The following is an 18,899-nucleotide window of genomic DNA, read 5'->3' on the forward strand; positions in this document are numbered from 1 at the left end:
GGGCTGAGCCTGTCGAAGCCCCGCCCTTCTTCGCGGTTCCAGAAAGAAAAGTCCTTCGACAGGCTGAGGACGAACGGGTTTTCGGGGCGATCCCCCGACCCAAATCAATTCTGAACAACTATTCATCGCATCGACTGACGGAAGCCACGGCCCGGCGACGTCCCATGCGGACGCGCGCACTTGATACAGCGCGACACGCAGAGGAGACATCATGCGACATCTACTGGCCTGCACGGCGATCGCGCCCGTGCTGGCGGCCCTTACCGTGGCCGATGCGGCGGCTGAAACGACGATCGCCACCGCCACCACCGCTGCCGTCAAGACCTCCACCGTGGCCAACGGTGCGGCTGACGACATCACCATCAGTTCGGCCGGCTCGATCAAGCTGACCAGCGGCGCCGCCGTCACGGTCGACAGCAACAACAAGGTGTCGAACGCCGGCACCATCACCATCAACGACGCAAACAACGTCACCGGCATCCTGGTCGCCCCCGGCACCAGCGGCGCCATCGCCAACACCGGCACCATCACGCTGACCGAAGATTATACCGCGACCGACACGGACAGCGACGGCGATATCGACGGCCCCTTCGCCAAGGGTTCGAGCAAGAACGGCATCTGGGTTCAGTCCGGCGCCGCCCATGTCGGCAATATCGACCATAGCGGCACCATCACGATCGAGGGCAACCAGTCCGCCGGCATCCGGCTGGACGGCGCGCTGACCGGCAACCTGTCGACCAGCGGCACCACCAGCGTCATCGGCGACAACAGCTATGGCGTGGTCGCCAACGGCGTCACCGGCAACGTCACGCTGCGCGGCTCGACCTCGGCCGTGGGCGCCAACAGCATCGGCGCGGCGTTGCTGGGCGACGTCACCGGCGCGGTCAAGATTCAGGGCACGATCACCAGCACCGGCTATCGCAGCACCAGCCGCCCCAGCGACGTGACCAAGCTGGATGCGGACGACCTGCTCCAGGGCGGCTCAGCGCTGGTCATCGCCGGCAATGTGACCGGCGGCATCATCTTCGACATACCGCCCACGCTGGACAGCACCAAGCCCGACGTCGATGGCGACGGCCTGACCGATGCAACGGAAGGCAGCGCCGCCGTCATCACCTATGGCAAGGCCGCAGCGGTACAGATCGGCGCGGCCGACCGCGCCACCACGATCGGCGCGGTCGCGGCTGGCAACACCGGCTATGGCCTGATCGTCAACGGCGGCATCGCCGGCTATGGCGTCTATGATGGCGTCGATGCCAACGGCCTGGTCATCGGGGGTCTGGGCGGCGCCGTGTCGATCGCCAAGGGGGTACAGGTCAAGGGCACGATCGCGGCAGTTTCCTACGACAGCAACGCCACGGCGCTGCGCGTCGGATCCGGCGCGAGCGCCGGCACGATCGAGGTCGGCGGTTCGGTAGCCGCCAGCGGATCGACGAAGGATGGCACCGTCGCGCGCGGCCTGGTGATCGACTCCGGTGCGACCGTGGGGTCGATCGTCGTCAGCGGCAGCGTGGCGGCAGCGGCCGGCAGCACCGAAAAGGGCAGCGCCATCGCGATCCTCGATTCATCCGGTAGCGTGTCCAGCCTGTCCAACACGGGCAAGATCAGCGCGACCGGCGGCAAGAGCGGCTCCAACGTCGCGATTGACCTGAGCGCCAACAGCAGCGGCGTCACCCTGACGCAGGCGGCGGCGTCCGCCACCGCCACCACCATGCCCAGCATCGTCGGCGACATTCGCTTGGGGTCGGGCAATGACGTGCTGACCGTGTCGGCCGGCGCCATCGCCGGCAACCTCAGCCTGGGCGCCGGCAATGACAGCATCGTCCTGTCGGGAGCATCCAGCCTGACCGGCAATATCGCCTTTGGCACCGGCACCAACAGCTTGTCCTTGACGGGTACGTCGAAGGTGGCGGGCAATGTCGATTTCGGCGGTGGCGCAGGCACGCTGACGCTGGGTGGCACATCGTCGCTGACCGGTGCGATCAGCAACAGCGGCAATGTCGCCGTGGCGTTGAACGGTGGCGCGCTCACCGCCAGCAACACCGGCTCGGTCGTGCTCGCGTCCCTGTCGGCCAGCGGCACCTCCACGCTGGGCATCACCATCAACGGCGCGACCGGCGCCAGCACCGTCTATGACGTTGCCGGCGCGGCCAGCTTCGCCAGCGGATCGCAGGTCAAGGTCAACCTGACCCAGGTCGGCGGATCGGTGGGCAACTATGTCATCGTGCGGGCCGGATCGCTCAGCGGATCGCCGACTCTCACCAGCGCCGCTCTCCTGCCCTATATGTTCAAGAGCAGCGTCACCGGTGACAACAGCGCCGGCACCGTCACCCTTTCCATCGCGGCCAAGAGCGTGTCGGAACTGGGCCTGAGCGGATCGACCGCCAGCGCCTATTCCGCGATCTTCAACGCACTGGACAAGGATGCCGCCGTCGCCGCCGCCTATCTGGCGGTCACCGACGGATCGACCCTGACCGGCAATCTGCGCCAGATGTTGCCCGATCATGCCGGCGGCACCTTCGAAGCCGTCACGTCGGGATCGCGCGCCACCGCCCGCATATTGTCCGACCCGAACGGCATCTACCGCACGAAGGACGGGCGCCTCGGCTTCTGGCTGCAACAGGTCGCGTTCGGCAGCGCCAAGAGCGTAGGCAGCACCGCATCCTACGACATCACCGGCTGGGGCGCCGGCGGTGGTCTGGAATATCTGAGCGACATCGGGGCGTTCGGCGGCTCTTTCGCCTATATCCATGGCAGCGACAGCGGCGGGGCGAACAACGCCGTCGATTCCGACCAGTTCGAAATGGCGGCGCACTGGCGCGGCCAATGGGGTCCGCTGCTCAGCTTTGCCCGCCTGTCGGCCGCGCGCATCAAATTCGATGGCACCCGCCATTTCGAAAGCGGCGACGTCACCCGCACCGCCGATGGCAAGTGGAACGGCACGCTCATGTCCGCGACGGCCGGCGCCGCCTACCAGATCGACATGGGCCGCTTCAGCCTGCGTCCGGCGGTCGGCATCGACTATTACCGGCTCAAGGAAGACGGCTATAGCGAAACCGGCGGCGGCGATGCGTTCAACCTGACCGTGCTGGGCCGCACCAGCGACGAACTGACCGCCAACGGCACGGTCACCGCCGGCTACGACTTTGGCAGCCTGAACAAGGAAGATGGCTGGGTCCGCGTCGAACTGGAAGGCGGCCGTCGCCAGATCGTGGGCGGGTCGCTGGGCGACACCACCGCCTACTTCAAGGGCGGCGATCGCTTCACCCTGGTATCGGAAGACCGCACCAATGGCTGGACCGGCCGCGCCCGCCTCTATGGCGGCACCGACACCTTCCGCGTCGGTGGTGAATTTGGCGCGGAGGAGCAACAAAATCACGTCGCCATCTCATTTAGGGCGACGGTGAACTTCGTCCTGTGACGTCTTGAAGATGAAAGGACGGGCCAAACCCCACAGACCCTCCCGGTCCGTCCCTTCCGCTCCGGCAACATTCCCTCCCCAAGGGCGCCGGGCATAAAAGAGGGGCGTCGCTGGTCCCCCCGGCGGCGCCCCTTATTTTATACACGTGGACAGGGACTTATGCTGTTACGCGCAAGCCTTACCTTCTGCGCGACGATGGCCCCCCTTCTGTTCCCCGGCGCAGGCCGGGGTCCAGTTCCACGCTATCAACTGGATCCCGACCTACGCCGGGGAACGGCTTTTATCGCAACGAAAAAGGGAGCGGCTCCATCGAACCGCTCCCTTTTTCTGCGTCCAGAGGCGAGGCTTTTTAAGCCGCCAGCGCCTTCTTCACCAGTTCGTTGACGACTTGCGGATTGGCCTTGCCCTGCATCGCCTTCATCGTCTGGCCGACGAAGAAGCCGAACAACGCTTCCTTGCCGCTGCGATACTGCTCGACCTTGTCGCCATTCTTCGCCAGCACATCGGCCACCGCCGCCTCGATCGCGCCGGTGTCGGACGTCTGCTTCAGGCCCTTGTCCTCGACGATCTTGCCGGGCTTCTCGCCGGTTTCCAGCATGATTTCGAACACCTGCTTGGCGATCGTGCCGCTGATCGTGCCATCGGCGACCAGCGCCAGCAATTCGGCGCCTTCCTCTGGGCTTACCGGGCTGTCTTCCAACGACTTGCCAATGCGGTTGAGCGCACCATACAGCTCCGACAGCAGCCAGTTGGCCGAAGCCTTGGCGACCTCGCCCTCGCTCTTCTTCTGGATGCGTGCAGCTTCCGCCAGCAGCGCCTCGAACCAGCGGGCCGTATCGGCGTCGGCGGTCAAAGTCGCGGCATTATAGGCGCTCAGGCCCAGATCCTGCGCGTAGCGACGCAGCTTGGCGTCGGGCAGTTCCGGCAGCGACTGGCGGCATGCCTCCAGGAAGGCGTCGTCCAGTTCCAGCGGCAACAGGTCGGGATCGGGGAAGTAGCGATAGTCGTGCGCATCTTCCTTCGACCGCATCGAGCGCGTCTCGTTACGGTCCGGATCGTAGAGGCGGGTTTCCTGCACAATCTTGCCACCGGCCTCCAGCACGTCGACCTGACGGCTCGCCTCATGCTCGACCACGGCCATGACGAAGCGCACCGAATTGACGTTCTTCGTCTCGGTCCGGGTTCCGAATTCTTCGCCAGGACGACGCACCGACACGTTCACGTCGGCCCGCATCGACCCCTGATCCATATTGCCGTCGCACGATCCGACATAGCGCAGGATCGTCCGCAGCTTCGAGAGATAAGCCCCTGCTTCGGCAGGCGAACGCATGTCCGGCTTCGACACGATTTCCATCAGCGCCACGCCCGACCGGTTGAGGTCGACATAGCTGCTCGTGGGATGCTGGTCGTGCATCAGCTTGCCGGCATCCTGCTCGACATGGATACGCTCGACGCCGATCACCTTCTTGCTGGCGTCCGGGTTCTTCTCGTCCAGCACGATCTCGATCTGCCCCTCACCCACGATCGGGTGATAAAGCTGGCTGATCTGATAGCCCTGCGGCAGATCGGCGTAGAAATAATTCTTGCGGTCGAACCGCGACCATTTGTTGATCTGCGCGTCGATCGCCATGCCGGTGCGCACCGCCTGGCGGATGCACTCCATGTTCGGCACCGGCAACATGCCGGGCATGGCCGCGTCGACCAGGCTGACCTGCGTATTGGGTTCCGCACCGAACGCGGTCGCCGCGCCCGAAAACAGCTTGGCGTTCGACGTCACCTGCGCATGGACTTCCAGGCCGATCACGACCTCCCACTCGCCGGTTGCACCCTGGATGCGATAGGTTGATTCAGTCATATTACCACCACTTGTCCGGGCGAGCCGCAAAGCCCGATCGTTCTTCAATCGCCAAGGAGGCGTTCAGCACCGTCTGTTCATCCAGCGCCTTACCGATGATCTGCAAGCCGATCGGCAGTCCGGCCGAATCCAGCCCACCCGGCACCGCCATCGCCGGCAACCCGGCCAGCGACGCCGGCACAGTGAAGACGTCGTTCAGATACATGGCCAGCGGATCGGCCTGCTTCTCACCCAAAGCGAAGGCCGCGCTCGGTGCAGTCGGCGTCAGCAATATGTCGCATTTCTCGAACGCCAGTTCGAAATCGCGCGCGATCAAAGCCCGGACCTTCTGCGCCTGCGTATAATAGGCGTCGTAGAAACCGGCCGACAGCACATAGGTGCCGATCATGATGCGGCGCTTGACCTCCGGTCCGAATCCGGCGGCGCGGGTGGCGGCATACATATCCTGCAAACCCGCCCCATCGGGCAGGTCGCGCTGGCCATAGCGCACGCCATCATAGCGGGCGAGGTTCGAGGAAGCCTCGGCCGGCGCGATGATATAATAGGTCGGCAGCGCATATTTGGTATGCGGCAACGACACCTCTACCACCTCGGCGCCGGCGTCCTTCAACCAAGCGATCCCACGATCCCACATGGCGGAGATTTCGGCGTTCAGGCCATCGGGGCGATATTCCTTGGGAATACCGACCGTCTTGCCGCGCAGGTCGCTGGACAATCCCGCTTCCCACCGGGGCACTTCCAGGTCGAGCGACGTCGAATCCTTGGGGTCGAAGCCCGCCATGACTTCCAGCAGGATCGCATTGTCGCGCACCGTGCGCGCCATCGGCCCGGCCTGATCGAGCGACGAGGCGAACGCCACGATGCCCCAGCGCGAGCAGCGGCCATAGGTCGGCTTGATGCCGCTGATGCCGGTGAAGGCCGCCGGCTGGCGGATCGAACCGCCGGTGTCGGTGCCGGTCGCCGCCGGGCACAGCCGCGCCGAAATCGCCGACGAAGACCCACCCGAAGAGCCACCGGGCGCCAGCGCGGCATTGTCGCCACCAGCCCGGCGCCAGGGCGAAATGACTTTGCCATAATAGCTCGTCTCGTTGGACGATCCCATGGCGAACTGGTCCAGGTTCAGCTTGCCCAGCATCCCCGCACCGGCCGTCCACAGCTTGCCCGACACGGTCGATTCATAGGTCGGCACGAAGCCTTCCAGCATGTGCGAAGCCGCGGTCGTCTGCACGCCGTTGGTGCAGAACAGATCCTTCATGCCGATCGGCACGCCGGAAAGCGCGCCCAGCGTTTCGCCGGCGGCTTTCGCCTTGTCGGCGGCATCGGCCGCTTCCAGCGCCTTTTCCGGGGTTTCGACGATGAAGGCGTTCAGCGCCTTGGCGGCCGCGACATTGGCGTTGAAACCTTGGGCTACTTCACGCGCCGAAAAATCGCCCGCGCGAAAACCGTCGCGGATTTCGGCAACGGTCAGATCAGTCAGATTCGTCATTATTCGATCACCTTGGGCACCGCGAAGAAGCCATGTTCGGCCTGCGGCGCATTGGCCAACACCTTGTCGCGCACATTGCCGTCGGTCACGGCATCCACGCGCAGCCTTTGATGGTTGGGGATGACGGCGGTCATCGGCTCTACGCCGGTGACATCCACCTCGCCCAATTGCTCCACCCAGCCAAGGATGTTGTTGAATTCGGGCACCATGGCTTCGGCTTCGGCGTCGGTCACCGAAATGCGCGAGAGGCTGGCGATCTTTTTCACGGTCTGAAGGTCTATCGACATGGGCAAGCCGCTAGCACCCGCACCTGCCCGCTTCAAGCCGCTTTAGCGCACCCCTTGCGCCCGCCCGCCCCATGCGCCAGACATGACATAAATATTTCGGAGAGCATGGGTGGCCCGCAAATTCCTCTATGTCATCGCGACACTGGTCGTGCTGGTGATCGCGGCGCTGCTCGTCTACCGGATCTGGGGGATGCAGCTCATCCGCCTGGTGATGGTGCCGCGCGAAGCCTATGCGCAACTGCAACCGCTGCCGGCCGACGCTTATGATGCTGCGGATATGTGGATCGCCCGGCCCGACATCGTGAAGGATAATGTCGCGCTCTGGACGCCCGCCGGCGTGGCAACGCCCCGCGCGGCGCAGCCGGCCGCCATCTTCTTCATCCACCCGACCAGCTATATCACCACTTTCGGCGATGCTCACTGGAACGCGCGCCTGGGTGACAAGGATGCCGATGCCACCGCCCGCCGCTTCGTCATGGGCCAGGCCAGCGCCTTCAACGCCGCCGGCGCGGTCTGGGCGCCGCGCTATCGCCAGGCCAATTACGGCGCCTTCCTGACCGACAAGCCAGCCGGGGACAAGGCATTGGCCGACGCCTATCGCGACGTCGCCCAGGCCTTTGCGGCCTTCCTCAAGGCCAATCCCACCGGTCCGCTGATCCTGGCCGGCCACAGCCAGGGGTCGCGCCATTTGTTGCAACTGCTGCGCGAACAGGTCGCCGGCAAACCCGTCGCCGACCGTGTCGTCGCCGCCTATGTCGTGGGCTGGCCGGTGTCGGTGGAGGCGGATCTGCCCGCGCTCGGCCTGCCTGCCTGCGCACGGCAGGATCAGGCGCATTGCATCGTCAGCTGGCAAAGCTATGCCGAACCGGCCGATCCGTCCGCCGTGGTCGAAAGCTTCGAGCGCAAGACCGGCTACACCGGCCGCCCGCGCAAAGGCACGCATATGCTCTGCACCAACCCCATCACCGGCGCGTTCAACGGCGCCGCCCCGGCCAGCGCCAATCTCGGCACGCTCGACGCCCGCGAACAGGGCCAGCCGCCCAAGCTGGTCACCGGCGTCGTACCGGCGCGCTGCGACACCAGCGGCGTGCTGATGATCGGGGAGCCGGTCGACATGGGGCCGTTCACGCTGCCGGGCAATAATTACCATGTCTACGACTACAGCCTGTTCTGGGGCAATGTGCGGCAGGATGCGCAGAAACGACTGGCAGCCTTCCTAAAGAAGTGACTTGAGGCGCAGGACGTGACAGGGCGCCATCATGACTTCTGCACCCATCAAACTGGTTACCACCGATCGCGTCGCCTTTCGCGAGGCCCTGCCGCAGGGCGGGCGCCTGATCGGCATGGATGTCGGCACGAAGACGATCGGCCTCGCCCTATGCGATGCGCAATGGTCGATCGCAAGCCCCGCCTATACCGTCACCCGCGGCAAGTTCAGCAAGGACAAGATCGGCCTGGCCGCCTTCATCGAGCAGCAGATGGTGAAGGGCATCGTCATCGGCCTGCCGCTCAATCTGGACGGCACCAATAGCCCGCGCAGCCAGTCCAGCCGCGCCTTCGCCCATAATGTCGCAGATCTGGGTTGCCCGGTCCTGCTGTGGGACGAACGCTGGTCGACCCAGGCCGTCACCCGCACCCTGCTGGAAGCCGACGCCAGCCGCGCCCGCCGCGACGAACTGGTCGACAAACTCGCCGCCAGCTACATATTGCAGGGCGCGATCGACGGGCTGGTCGCGGGGCTGGAGTAAACACCCTCTCCTGTTTATCCGTCACCCCTGCGCAGGCCGGGGTCTTAGGCCCAAAAGCGCCAAGGCTAGAGATAGAGACATATGAGCATGCACCCCCGTCTTTTCCGCTGCGCGATCCTCGCCGCAGCCGCCCTGTTCCCCGCTGCTGCCAACGCCGGCTTCTACAGCGGCGACGAACTTTATGCGGCCTGCACGGCGGACAAGAACGGCAAGGATTATTTCGAGCGAAGCTATGAGTGCCTGGGCTATATCAGCGGGGCGGTGGACGCGTTCAACACGACGCGGGAAGCCAATAATCTCAAAAGCTGCCTTCCCGGCGGCGTGACGATCAACGAACTGCGCACCACGACGGTCAATAATCTGAGCAAGAACCCGATCGACCGCAAGAAATCCGCCTCCTCCCAGGTCTTCGCCGCCACCCGCAAGGCCTGGCCCTGCGCGACGCCGAAGAAAGCGCCAGCGAAGAAGAAGGCGGCGCGCAAGAAGCGGTGAGGTGATGGTCTGTTGGGGTGAAGAGCGGTCGTCCTTTACCCCTCTCCCTTGAGGGAGAGGGCTGCGCAGACTTGGCAGCTTGCTGCCTAGTCGTAGCTGGGTGAGGGGGACAACCTCACGGTAATACGCCAGCCTTGCGCCTGTCCCCCTCATCCAACTTCGCCTAGGCTCCTTCGTCGCCAAGGCTTCATATCCTTCTCCCTCCAAGGGAGACGGAAGGTCAAAACTGGTCGCAGCCAGCAACCACCAACCTGTCCTACACGCCGCCCGCCTGCTAAAATCCACCCGGCTCTTTCCATCGTCAGCACGCCGCTTCCCGATAGGATCAAGCGCACGCAACAAATGTCCGAATCTACTGGAAATGTGCGAAGTTAAGCGCCTTCCCCCTCGAACGCCGCGATGATCGGGCACGGCCCTTCCTCGCTAGCATGGCATTGCCGCGCCAGCCGGGTGAGCGCACTGCGCGCCGCCTGCAATTCCGCGATCTTCTGGTCCAGCGCCGCGATCCGTTCCGCCGCCAGCACGCGCGCCCGCGCCCTGTCCTGCCCCGCATCCAGCCGTAGCAATTCGCCGATCTGCTCCAGCGTAAAGCCCGCCGCCTGCGCCGACCGGATGAAGGCCAACCGCCGTGCGTCGCCCGCGCCATAGCGGCGGATGCCCGTCCCCCGCGCCGGCGTGTCGAGCAACCCGCGCCGCTGATAATAGCGCACCGTTTCCACCCCGACGCCGCCGGCCTGCGCCAGCGCGGAAATCGTCATGTTCATCCCTTGACTCCGGACCATGGTACGGCCCCTATATGGGCGGCATCCGATCAACCGGCAAGGATGCCCCGATGACCAGCCCCGCTCCAAAAAGCGCCAGCCTCTACCGCATGGTGATGCCCGGCCACACCTGTCCCTTCGGCGTCAAGGCGCGCTGGCTGCTCAAGCGCCATGGTTATGACGTCGACGATCATTGTCTGACGACGCGCGCGGAAACCGACGCCTTCAAGGCGCAGCATGATGTGAAGACCACGCCGCAAATCTTCATCGACGGGCATCGGATCGGCGGTCATGACGATCTGCGCCGCCACCTCGGCCTGAAGGTCAAGGATCCCAAGGCCACCAGCTATGTGCCGGTGCTGGCCGTCTTTCTCGTCGCTGCGCTGCTGGCGCTGGGCATCAACTGGCTGACCTTTCTGCCGCTTGTTTCCTTCATCACGCTGGAGCGGTTCGTGGCGATCGCGATGATGCTGCTCGCCATGCTGAAATTGCAGGATGTGGATCGGTTCGCGACCATGTTCCTGAACTACGACCTGCTCGCCCGCCGCCTACCGCCCTATGGCCTGGCCTATCCTTTTCTGGAACTCGGCGCGGGCCTGTTGATGCTGACGCGGGCGCTCGACTGGCTCTCCATCCCGGTCGCCCTGTTCATCGGCGGCATCGGCGCCGTATCGGTGTTCAAGGCGGTCTATATCGAAAAGCGGGAACTCAAATGCGCCTGCGTCGGCGGCAACAGCAATGTACCACTGGGCTTCGTGTCGCTGACCGAAAATGTGATGATGGTCGCGATGGCGCTTTGGATGCTGGTGGGGGTCCACTGACCAAAACACGGATGTTGGTCGGGGTTGGGCACTGATCCCTAAAACCCGTTCGCTTCGAGCGAAGTCGAGAAGCGGCCAGCACAGCGCTTCCTGTTTCTCGACAGGCTCGAAACGAACGGAGGTTGGTTAGTTCCCATCCCGCCCGTAGACATCGGGAAGGAACTGCACCCCGGTCGCGGTCGGCACCGCGGTCAGATAGGTCAGGTACACCGGCACTGGCTGGGGCAGCGGCTCATGCTGCTCCGGCGCATCGCTGTCGGTCGTGGGCGTCTTGCCGAAGAACCAGCGGCCCAGCCGTTGCGCATCCTCCAGCCGGACGCAGCCATTGCTGTAATGGCGGTCCTCCTTGGCGAACAGGTCGCGCTGCGGCGTGTCGTGCAGGTAGATGCCCAGGTCATTGGGGAACATGAACTTGATCCGCCCCATCGCGTTGCTGCCGCCCGGCAATTGCCGCACCCGCACTTCGCCCTGGCCACTGGCCACGGCCCGCCAGTCGATCGCACTCTGCGCCAGCGGCGCGGCGTCGGCGGTCCAGTCGGTCAGCGCCTCGTATCGCATGCTCTTGAGCGACCCGCCCGCCAATATCTTGGGCGCGACCTTGCGCTCCACCAGATCGGTCGGGATGTTCCAATAGGGGTTCAGCGTCGCATAGCGGATCATCCCCGCCATCAACGGCGTCGGCGATTCCTTGGCGCCGGCGACGACCTTCATCGTCCCGTCCATCGCGCCCTTGCTGTAATAATAGAGCCGGGCGGACGCCGCATCCACCACCACATGCCGCGTCCATGGTCCGGGCAACAGCCGCGCCCGCTCCATATTGAGCGCCAGCAGATGCTCGTACCGCGCCGGCCCATCGTTGAGCGCGCCGATCGTCATCGCACCGGCCACGCCATCGGGCTTCAGCCCATGGTCGGTCTGGAACGCCTTCACCTTCGCCACCAGCGCCTTGTCATAGGCGACCCCGTCGCTCAGCCCCATGCGATGGCGCAGCAGCGCGATTTCCGGCACCTTCCCGCCGGGGCGCAGCTTCACGTCCGGCGGAATCTGCACCGCAGGAAGCCCGCCCCATTTGTCCATATAGCCCGCCCGCGCCGCGCGCAGCCGCATGTAGAGCGGGCTCATCCAGCCGGCGGACTGGATATAGTCGGTCAGCGACGGCGCGAGGGACGCGGCGCGCACGATATCGGCCGGGCCGGGTGGCTTGGTGTCCAGTTCCGCATCCAGATAGCGGATCTTCACGCCACGGGCCGGCCGACGCATGTCGGCGACCAGGTCGGCAAAGGCGCGCGACAGCGCCAGATCGGCGCGGGCCAGCGCCTTGGGCGTGCCCTCGCTATCCGCTGCCTCGATCAATTTCTCCAGATCGCGCCCGCCATAGCTGCGCGGGTTGAGGCCGTCGGCATCGCTCTGCGCGATCAGCGCCAGCAGCGCGTCCGCCTGCGGACCGATACGATCCTTTTCCACCCAGAGCGGCCAATAGCCACGCGGAGCGTAGAAATCCTTATATTTGCCGCTGACCCCCGCGCGAATTTCGGCGGCGACGCTCGACTTGGCGGCGTCGCCCACCGCCTTGCCCTGCGCCAGCGCAACGGGTGCAGGCGCGGCGGCCACGGCCAGCAAGCCAGCGATCAGCGCGGGGACAAGCGAGTGGGCGCGACCGAGTCGCCGCGCCCGAAAAGCTGCGTGGATCAGCCGCGTTCTCCCCGACGCGACGGCGCCGGCGGCGGGGGTGGCGGCGGGCATGGCGGACCCTGAACCGCATGATAGATGCCATCGGCGGTGTAATAGCCGTCGACATAGCCGTCACCGTCGCGGTCGGCCGCGACCGTACCGGCGATGGCACCGGGGCCGACGGGCGGTGCGGACGTCACCGGCGCTTCATTTTTGGAGCAGGCGCTCAGGGCCAAAAGCCCGCCAGCGGCCAAAGCCAGATATTTATACTGCATATAAACTCCCTGTACGCCGGGGGCGGCAAAGCCGTCCTGCGCCGTTAGACATCTCGCCGCGACCCATGCGGCTCGACGCTAACGTTCCAGGGAGGGATTCAATCCATTACCGTATCGAAATGACGGCGAACGGTGCCGCAACAGCGTCAGTCCGTTATGCGACCACCCACTCTGCCGATGGGATGCCCTGCGCATAGAGCAGCACCGACAGGTCTCCATGAACGATCTCCGCCGCCGCCGCCTCGCGGGTCTTGGGCTTGGCATGATAGGCGACGCCCAATCCCGCACCCTGAATCATCGGAATATCGTTGGCGCCGTCACCCACCGCCAGCGTCAGCGTGCGGTCGATGCCATCGGCGATGGCTGCCTCCAGTTCCGTCCGCTTGCGCGCGGCGTCCACGATCGGCGTGGTCACGGTGCCCAGCAAGGCGCCGTCGGCAATCTCCAGCACATTGGCGACATGCACGTCGAAGCCGATCTCTTCGGCGACCGGTCCGGTAAAACGCGTGAAGCCGCCCGACACCAGCAACGTCCGTGCGCCGCGCGCCTTCATCGTGCGGACCAGCGCCTTGGCCCCGCCCATGATGACGACACGCTCGGTGCGGCACTGGTCGATCGCGCTGTCGGGCAGGCCCTTCAGCAGCGCGACCCGGCCATGCAACGCGCCCTCGAAATCCAGCTCGCCGCGCATCGCCCGTTCGGTGACCTCGGCAATCTGCGGCTTGATCCCGGCATAGTCCGCCAGTTCGTCGATGCACTCGACGGTGATCATGGTGGAGTCCATGTCCGCGATCAGCAATGTCTTCTCGCGCCCCGCGACCGGCTGGACGATGACATCCACCTTGTCGCCCACGCCGGTCAGCGCCGCGCGGGCCGCGACCGGATCGAGCGCGAAGAAGATATCGGCCGCCTTGTCCTGATCCAGCCAAGCGACATCGCCCGGCTGGCAACCGGCATCGCGCAACCGATCGACCGCCAGCGCAATATCCCCCTGCCCGATCGAGCCACTTGCCACTAAGGTCGCGACGAACATGCTACACTCCGAACCAGAAACCGGCGAATCTCGCCCACGGGTCGCGCTTATTGCCGGGCCGACCGCCAGCGGCAAGAGCGCGCTGGCCATTGCCCTTGCCAAAGCGACCGGCGGCATCGTCATCAATGCCGACGCCAGCCAGGTCTATGCCGACCTGGCAATCCTGTCCGCCCGCCCCTCTCCGGAGGAAATGGGCGACGTCCCCCACCGCCTGTTCGGCCATATCGATGGCGCGGAGGCCTGCACCGCGCCACGCTGGGCGGCCGAGGCGAAAGCGGAAATTGCCGCCGCCCATGGCGCGGGGAAGTTACCCGTGCTGGTCGGCGGCACCGGCCTTTATATCCGCACCCTGCTGGACGGCATCGCGCCGGTGCCGGAGATCGACCCGGACATTCGCGCCACCGTCCGTGCCCTGCCAGTGGCAGAGGCGCACGAGGCCCTGTCCCGTGAAGACCCCGAAGCCGCCGCCCGTCTCGCCCCGGCCGACACCACCCGCGTCGCCCGCGCACTGGAGGTGGTGCGATCGACCGGCAAACCGCTCAAGATATGGCAGCAGCATAAGGAAGGCGGCATCGCCGACCGGATCACCCTCGCCCCGATGATCCTGCGCCCGCCGCGCGACTGGCTGATCGCGCGGTGCGACCGCCGCTTCGCCCAGATGGTCGAGGCCGGCGCGATCGAGGAAGTCGAGGCGCTTCTGACCCGCAACTTAAACCCCGACCTGCCGGTCATGCGCGCCATCGGCGTGCCGGATATCGCCGCCTATCTGCGCGGAGACAGCGAGTTGGACAGCGCTATTGCGGCAGGAAGCCTGGCCACCCGCCAATATGCCAAGCGCCAATATACCTGGTTCACCAACCAGCCCCCGCCCGGCTGGCCGCGCGAAGAACGCGCAATTAATGATAAGATCATTGGCGAATTAGCAACTAAATTACAACATTAGCGCTTGACCCGTCATTTTCTGTCCACTAGAGGCAGGCGCCTTGCCATTAAAGGCATGCGGGCGCAAAGCACGCCCGTATCGGCGATTTTGCATCAAACGGAGGAGTATCATCGTGGCCGAAAAGAGCGGCGCGGACATATTGGTTCAATGCCTGGTCGATCTGGGCGTCGAAGTCGTGTTCGGTTATCCGGGTGGCGCGGTGCTACCCATTTACGATGCGCTCTATAATCACCCCACGATCAAGCATGTGCTAGTCCGCCACGAACAGGGCGCGACCCACATGGCGGAGGGCTATGCCCGCTCCACCGGCAAGCCCGGCGTCGTTCTGGTCACGTCCGGTCCGGGCGCGACCAATGCCGTCACCGGCATCACCGACGCGCTGATGGATTCGATCCCGATGGTCGTCATCACGGGGCAGGTGCCCACGCAGCTGATCGGCACGGACGCGTTCCAGGAAGCCGACACGATCGGCATCACGCGCCACTGCACCAAGCATAATTATCTGGTGAAGTCGCCGGCCAAGCTGGCCGAGGTCGTGCATGAAGCCTTCCATATCGCCACCACCGGCCGGCCCGGCCCGGTCGTCGTCGATATTCCGAAGAACGTCCAGATCGCGACCGCGCCCTATGCCAGGCCGGAACTGAAGGTCCATGCCAGCTATCATCCGCAGACCAAGGCGGATGCGGCAGGCATCGACGCAGCCGTCGAGATGCTGGCCGCGGCCGAGCGCCCGATCCTCTATACCGGCGGCGGCGTGATCAACTCCGGTCCGCAGGCGGCTGCGCTGCTGCGCGAACTGGCGGCGCTGACCGGCGCGCCCGTCACCTCGACCCTGATGGGTCTGGGCGCTTTCCCTGCGTCATCCGACCAGTGGCTGGGCATGCTTGGCATGCACGGCACCTATGAAGCCAACTGGGCGATGAACCAGGCGGATCTGGTCCTGTGCGTCGGCGCCCGTTTCGACGATCGCGTGACCGGTCGGCTCGACGCCTTCGCGCCCAACAGCCGCAAGATCCATATCGATATCGACCGCAGCTCGATCAACAAGATCGTCGACGTTGACGTCGCCATCGTGGCCGATGTCGGCAGCGCGCTGGATGACATCATCGCCCTGTGGAAGCAACGCAATCACCAGAAGGTCGACCTGACCGAATGGTGGTCGCGGATCGCCGGCTGGCGCGCGCGCAAGAGCCTGGACTATGCCGAAAACGGCGTCGAGATCATGCCCCAGCGCGCGATCGCCGACCTGTATTCGGCAACCAAGGCGACCGGCAAGGATGTCATCATTACGACCGAAGTCGGTCAGCACCAGATGTGGGCGGCCCAGCATTTCGGCTTCGACGCGCCCAACAAGTGGCTGACGTCCGGCGGCCTTGGCACCATGGGCTATGGCTTCCCAGCCGCCATCGGTGCGCAGATGGGCAATCCCGACAGCCTGTGCATCTGCATCGCGGGCGACGCCTCGGTCCAGATGAACATTCAGGAACTGGGCACCGCCAGCCAATATCGCCTGCCGGTGAAACTGTTCATCCTGAACAATGAATATATGGGCATGGTCCGCCAGTGGCAGGAACTCACCTATGAAAGCCGCTATTCCAACAGCTATTCGGACAGCCTGCCCGATTTCGTGAAGCTGGGCGAAGCCTATGGCTGGACGGGCATCCGTATCGAGGGACCGGCCGATCTGGAAGCCGGTATTCGCCAGATGCTGGAAACCGACGGCCCCGTGATCGTCGATTGCCGCGTGGCCAAGATGTCGAACTGCTTCCCGATGATCCCATCGGGCGCGGCGCATACCGACATGCTGCTCGACCCCAGCCAGGTGGAGGGCGTAATGTCCGACGAGGCAAAGGCTCTGGTCTGAAGGTGACGCTGTGACCCAGCATCTGAAATTGCGCATCCATGTGACGGAGCCGTGGGATTTCGAGAGAATCGCCGGCACCGCCGACCTCAATGGCTGGACCATCGACCATGTCGACCCGGACAATGAGGAATGGGAAGTGCATCTGGATGCCGGGTTCGACTTTAACGATCGGCATATCGGCACCCTGCTGGTCAGCCCTCGTTATGTCGGCGAACAGCTCAGCCGCATGTTCGACGCTGTGGCGGGCTTCCCCGTCCGCCTCGCCCATCGCCAGGACGGCGGCTGGCACTTCGCCTTCGCCGCCATGATTTCGCAGCGCCACGACAAGGCCGATGAAGACGGCCATGACGGGCACGAAGATACGGATAACGGGACGACCATCTGATGCATATTCAGGAAGAACTCAGCCAGCGGCACGTCCTGTCGCTGACCGTTTCGAACGAGGCGGGCATATTGGCGCGCATCGCGGGCCTGTTCACCGCGCGCGGCTATAATATCGACAGCCTGACCGTGGCGGACATCACGCAGGACCATGGCGTCAGCCGCATCACCATCGTCACCAACGGCCCGCCCAAGGTGATCGATCAGATCATAGCCCAGCTCGACCGGCTGGTGCCCGTTCACAAGGTGACCGACCTGACCGAAAACGGCCCCTTCGTTGAGCGCGAACTGGCGCTGGTGAAGGTCGCCGGCACCGGCGAGGACCGGATCGAGGCATTGCGCCTGGCCGACGTATTTCGCGCCAAGGTGGTCGATACGACGATCGAAAGCTTCATCTTCGAGATTACCGGCACGACCGACAAGATCGACAATTTCGTCGGCCTTATGCGCCAGATCGGCCTGGTCGAAGTCGGCCGCACCGGCGTCGTCGGCCTGATCCGCGGCAAGGACGCGAATTAATTTCCCTCTCCCCCTTGGGGGAGAGGGTTGCACAGCCTTGGCAGCTTGCTGCCTAGGCGAAGCTGAGAGAGGGGCAGCGACGCTCGTCCGCCCCCCTCCAACTCCATCTAGGTCCGGCTTCGCCGAACCAAGATTTCATATCCTCTCCCCCGGCGGGGCGAGGAAATCTGTTCGAGGGAAGAGACACTCATGAAGGTTTATTACGATCACGACGCGGACATCGGCCTGATCAAGGGCAAGAAGGTCGCCATTCTGGGTTACGGTTCGCAGGGTCACGCCCATGCGCAGAACCTGCGCGACTCAGGCGTTGCCGAAGTCGCGATCGCGCTGCGCCCCGGTTCGCCCAGCGCCAAGAAGGCCGAAGGCGCCGGTTTCAAGGTGCTGCCGAACAAGGAAGCCGCCCAGTGGGCCGACGTGCTGATGATCCTGGCACCCGACGAGCATCAGGCCGCCATCTATGAAGCCGACATCAAGGGCAATCTGCGCCCCGGCGCCGCGCTCGCCTTCGCCCATGGCCTGAACATCCATTTCGGCCTGATCGAAGTGCCCACCGACATCGACGTCATCATGATCGCGCCCAAGGGCCCCGGTCACACCGTGCGCGGCGAATATCAGCGCGGCGGCGGCGTGCCCTGCCTGATCGCGGTCCATCAGGACGCGACCGGCAACGCACATGACATCGCCCTGTCCTACGCCAGCGGCGTCGGCGGCGGTCGCAGCGGCATCATCGAAACCAATTTCCGCGAAGAATGCGAAACCGACCTGTTCGGTGAGCAGGCCGTGCTGTGCGGCGGCGCCACCGCGCTGGTCCAGGCCGGTTTCGAAACGCTGGTCGAAGCCGGCTACGCCCCGGAAATGGCCTATTTCGAGTGCCTGCACGAACTCAAGCTGATCGTCGACCTGATGTATGAAGGCGGCATCGCCGACATGCGCTATTCGATCTCGAACACCGCCGAATATGGCGACATCAAGACCGGCCCGCGCATCATTACCGAAGAAACCAAGAAGGAAATGAAGCGCGTTCTGGCCGACATCCAGTCGGGCCGCTTCGTCAAGGACTTCATCCTCGACAACCGCGCCGGCCAGCCGGAGCTGAAGGCCAGCCGCATCGCCGCCAAGCGTCACCCGATCGAACAGACCGGTGAAAAGCTGCGCGCCATGATGCCCTGGATCGGCGCCAACAAACTGGTGAACAAGGACAAGAACTGACGGCCACGGATCGGCCGTCACCCCGGGGAACGCCGGGGTCCAAAGCGGCCGATGCCAGACCTTCAATCAGGCCGGAAACGGAACGAACCGTTTCCGGTTACGGCTCTGGCACAATCGAGGGGCGCAGCATATT

General features: G+C 64.7%; 17 protein-coding genes. 10 read left to right on the plus strand and 7 right to left on the minus strand.

All coding sequences use genetic code 11. The features are described from left to right. Positions 1–211 precede the first annotated feature (211 nt). Entirely contained in the window at positions 212–3,421 is a 3,210-nt protein-coding gene (locus F4U95_RS02625) for an autotransporter domain-containing protein (RefSeq protein WP_150424473.1), read from the plus strand. A gap of 349 nt (positions 3,422–3,770) precedes the next feature. On the opposite strand, the gene gatB is transcribed toward F4U95_RS02625, so the two are convergent. From gatB to gatC, 3 genes are read right to left on the minus strand one after another with little or no spacing between them, the layout of a single operon-like run. Continuing rightward, positions 3,771–5,276, minus strand: a complete 1,506-nt coding sequence (gatB, locus tag F4U95_RS02630) for an Asp-tRNA(Asn)/Glu-tRNA(Gln) amidotransferase subunit GatB (RefSeq protein WP_150424474.1) — start codon at positions 5,274–5,276, stop codon at positions 3,771–3,773. Between the two features lies 1 nt (position 5,277). After that, the gene (gatA, locus tag F4U95_RS02635) at positions 5,278–6,762 is read right to left on the minus strand and encodes an Asp-tRNA(Asn)/Glu-tRNA(Gln) amidotransferase subunit GatA (protein ID WP_150424475.1); all 1,485 of its coding nucleotides are present in this window, start codon (positions 6,760–6,762) and stop codon (positions 5,278–5,280) included. Next, entirely contained in the window at positions 6,762–7,049 is a 288-nt protein-coding gene (gene gatC, locus F4U95_RS02640; RefSeq protein ID WP_120249709.1) for an Asp-tRNA(Asn)/Glu-tRNA(Gln) amidotransferase subunit GatC, read from the minus strand. The genes gatA and gatC overlap by 1 nt, the downstream gene beginning before the upstream one ends. A gap of 109 nt (positions 7,050–7,158) precedes the next feature. Between gatC and F4U95_RS02645 the strand changes: the two genes are divergently transcribed. The 3 genes from F4U95_RS02645 to F4U95_RS02655 all read left to right on the plus strand — a co-directional run bounded on the left by F4U95_RS02645 (position 7,159) and on the right by F4U95_RS02655 (position 9,289). Then, positions 7,159–8,277: a DUF3089 domain-containing protein gene (locus F4U95_RS02645; RefSeq protein WP_150424476.1), complete on the plus strand. Its 1,119-nt coding sequence runs from the start codon at positions 7,159–7,161 to the stop codon at positions 8,275–8,277. A 31-nt stretch (positions 8,278–8,308) separates the two neighbouring features. Beyond that, entirely contained in the window at positions 8,309–8,797 is a 489-nt protein-coding gene (gene ruvX, locus F4U95_RS02650) for a Holliday junction resolvase RuvX (protein WP_425505028.1), read from the plus strand. Positions 8,798–8,878: 81 nt separating this feature from the next. Then, positions 8,879–9,289, plus strand: coding sequence for a Rap1a/Tai family immunity protein (locus tag F4U95_RS02655; RefSeq protein ID WP_150424477.1), 411 nt, complete (start codon positions 8,879–8,881; stop codon positions 9,287–9,289). 371 nt (positions 9,290–9,660) lie between these two features. Here the strand turns inward: F4U95_RS02655 and F4U95_RS02660 are convergent, their stop codons facing one another. Next, positions 9,661–10,053 carry a MerR family transcriptional regulator gene (locus F4U95_RS02660; RefSeq protein WP_150424478.1) on the minus strand — a complete coding sequence of 131 codons (393 nt, stop codon included), beginning with the start codon at positions 10,051–10,053 and terminating at the stop codon, positions 9,661–9,663. 68 nt (positions 10,054–10,121) lie between these two features. Here F4U95_RS02660 and F4U95_RS02665 point away from each other — a divergent pair, with 68 nt between their 5' ends. After that, entirely contained in the window at positions 10,122–10,871 is a 750-nt protein-coding gene (locus F4U95_RS02665; protein WP_150424479.1) for a MauE/DoxX family redox-associated membrane protein, read from the plus strand. Between the two features lie 126 nt (positions 10,872–10,997). On the opposite strand, the gene F4U95_RS02670 is transcribed toward F4U95_RS02665, so the two are convergent. From F4U95_RS02670 to serB, 3 genes are all read right to left on the minus strand, one after another. Further along, positions 10,998–12,614: a L,D-transpeptidase family protein gene (locus F4U95_RS02670; RefSeq protein WP_150424480.1), complete on the minus strand. Its 1,617-nt coding sequence runs from the start codon at positions 12,612–12,614 to the stop codon at positions 10,998–11,000. Then, positions 12,560–12,817 carry a hypothetical protein gene (locus F4U95_RS02675; RefSeq protein WP_120249704.1) on the minus strand — a complete coding sequence of 86 codons (258 nt, stop codon included), beginning with the start codon at positions 12,815–12,817 and terminating at the stop codon, positions 12,560–12,562. The genes F4U95_RS02670 and F4U95_RS02675 overlap by 55 nt, the downstream gene beginning before the upstream one ends. Positions 12,818–12,971: 154 nt before the next feature. Continuing rightward, positions 12,972–13,850, minus strand: a complete 879-nt coding sequence (gene serB, locus F4U95_RS02680; RefSeq protein WP_150424481.1) for a phosphoserine phosphatase SerB — start codon at positions 13,848–13,850, stop codon at positions 12,972–12,974. Here serB and miaA point away from each other — a divergent pair. From miaA to ilvC, 5 genes are all read left to right on the plus strand, one after another. Further along, positions 13,849–14,793, plus strand: coding sequence for a tRNA (adenosine(37)-N6)-dimethylallyltransferase MiaA (miaA, locus tag F4U95_RS02685; RefSeq protein WP_150424482.1), 945 nt, complete (start codon positions 13,849–13,851; stop codon positions 14,791–14,793). The genes serB and miaA overlap by 2 nt on opposite strands. A gap of 112 nt (positions 14,794–14,905) precedes the next feature. Then, complete coding sequence (locus F4U95_RS02690) at positions 14,906–16,657, plus strand: acetolactate synthase 3 large subunit (RefSeq protein WP_120249701.1); 1,752 nt, start codon at positions 14,906–14,908, stop codon at positions 16,655–16,657. A 10-nt stretch (positions 16,658–16,667) separates the two neighbouring features. Continuing rightward, positions 16,668–17,042 carry a hypothetical protein gene (locus F4U95_RS02695; protein WP_150424483.1) on the plus strand — a complete coding sequence of 125 codons (375 nt, stop codon included), beginning with the start codon at positions 16,668–16,670 and terminating at the stop codon, positions 17,040–17,042. Beyond that, positions 17,042–17,557: an acetolactate synthase small subunit gene (gene ilvN, locus F4U95_RS02700; RefSeq protein ID WP_120249699.1), complete on the plus strand. Its 516-nt coding sequence runs from the start codon at positions 17,042–17,044 to the stop codon at positions 17,555–17,557. The genes F4U95_RS02695 and ilvN overlap by 1 nt, the downstream gene beginning before the upstream one ends. A gap of 189 nt (positions 17,558–17,746) precedes the next feature. Further along, positions 17,747–18,766, plus strand: coding sequence for a ketol-acid reductoisomerase (gene ilvC / locus F4U95_RS02705; protein WP_120249698.1), 1,020 nt, complete (start codon positions 17,747–17,749; stop codon positions 18,764–18,766). The last annotated feature ends 133 nt before the right edge of the window (positions 18,767–18,899 follow it).

Source organism: Sphingobium limneticum, assembly GCF_008710165.1.
GTDB classification, from domain to species: Bacteria; Pseudomonadota; Alphaproteobacteria; order Sphingomonadales; family Sphingomonadaceae; genus Sphingobium; species Sphingobium limneticum.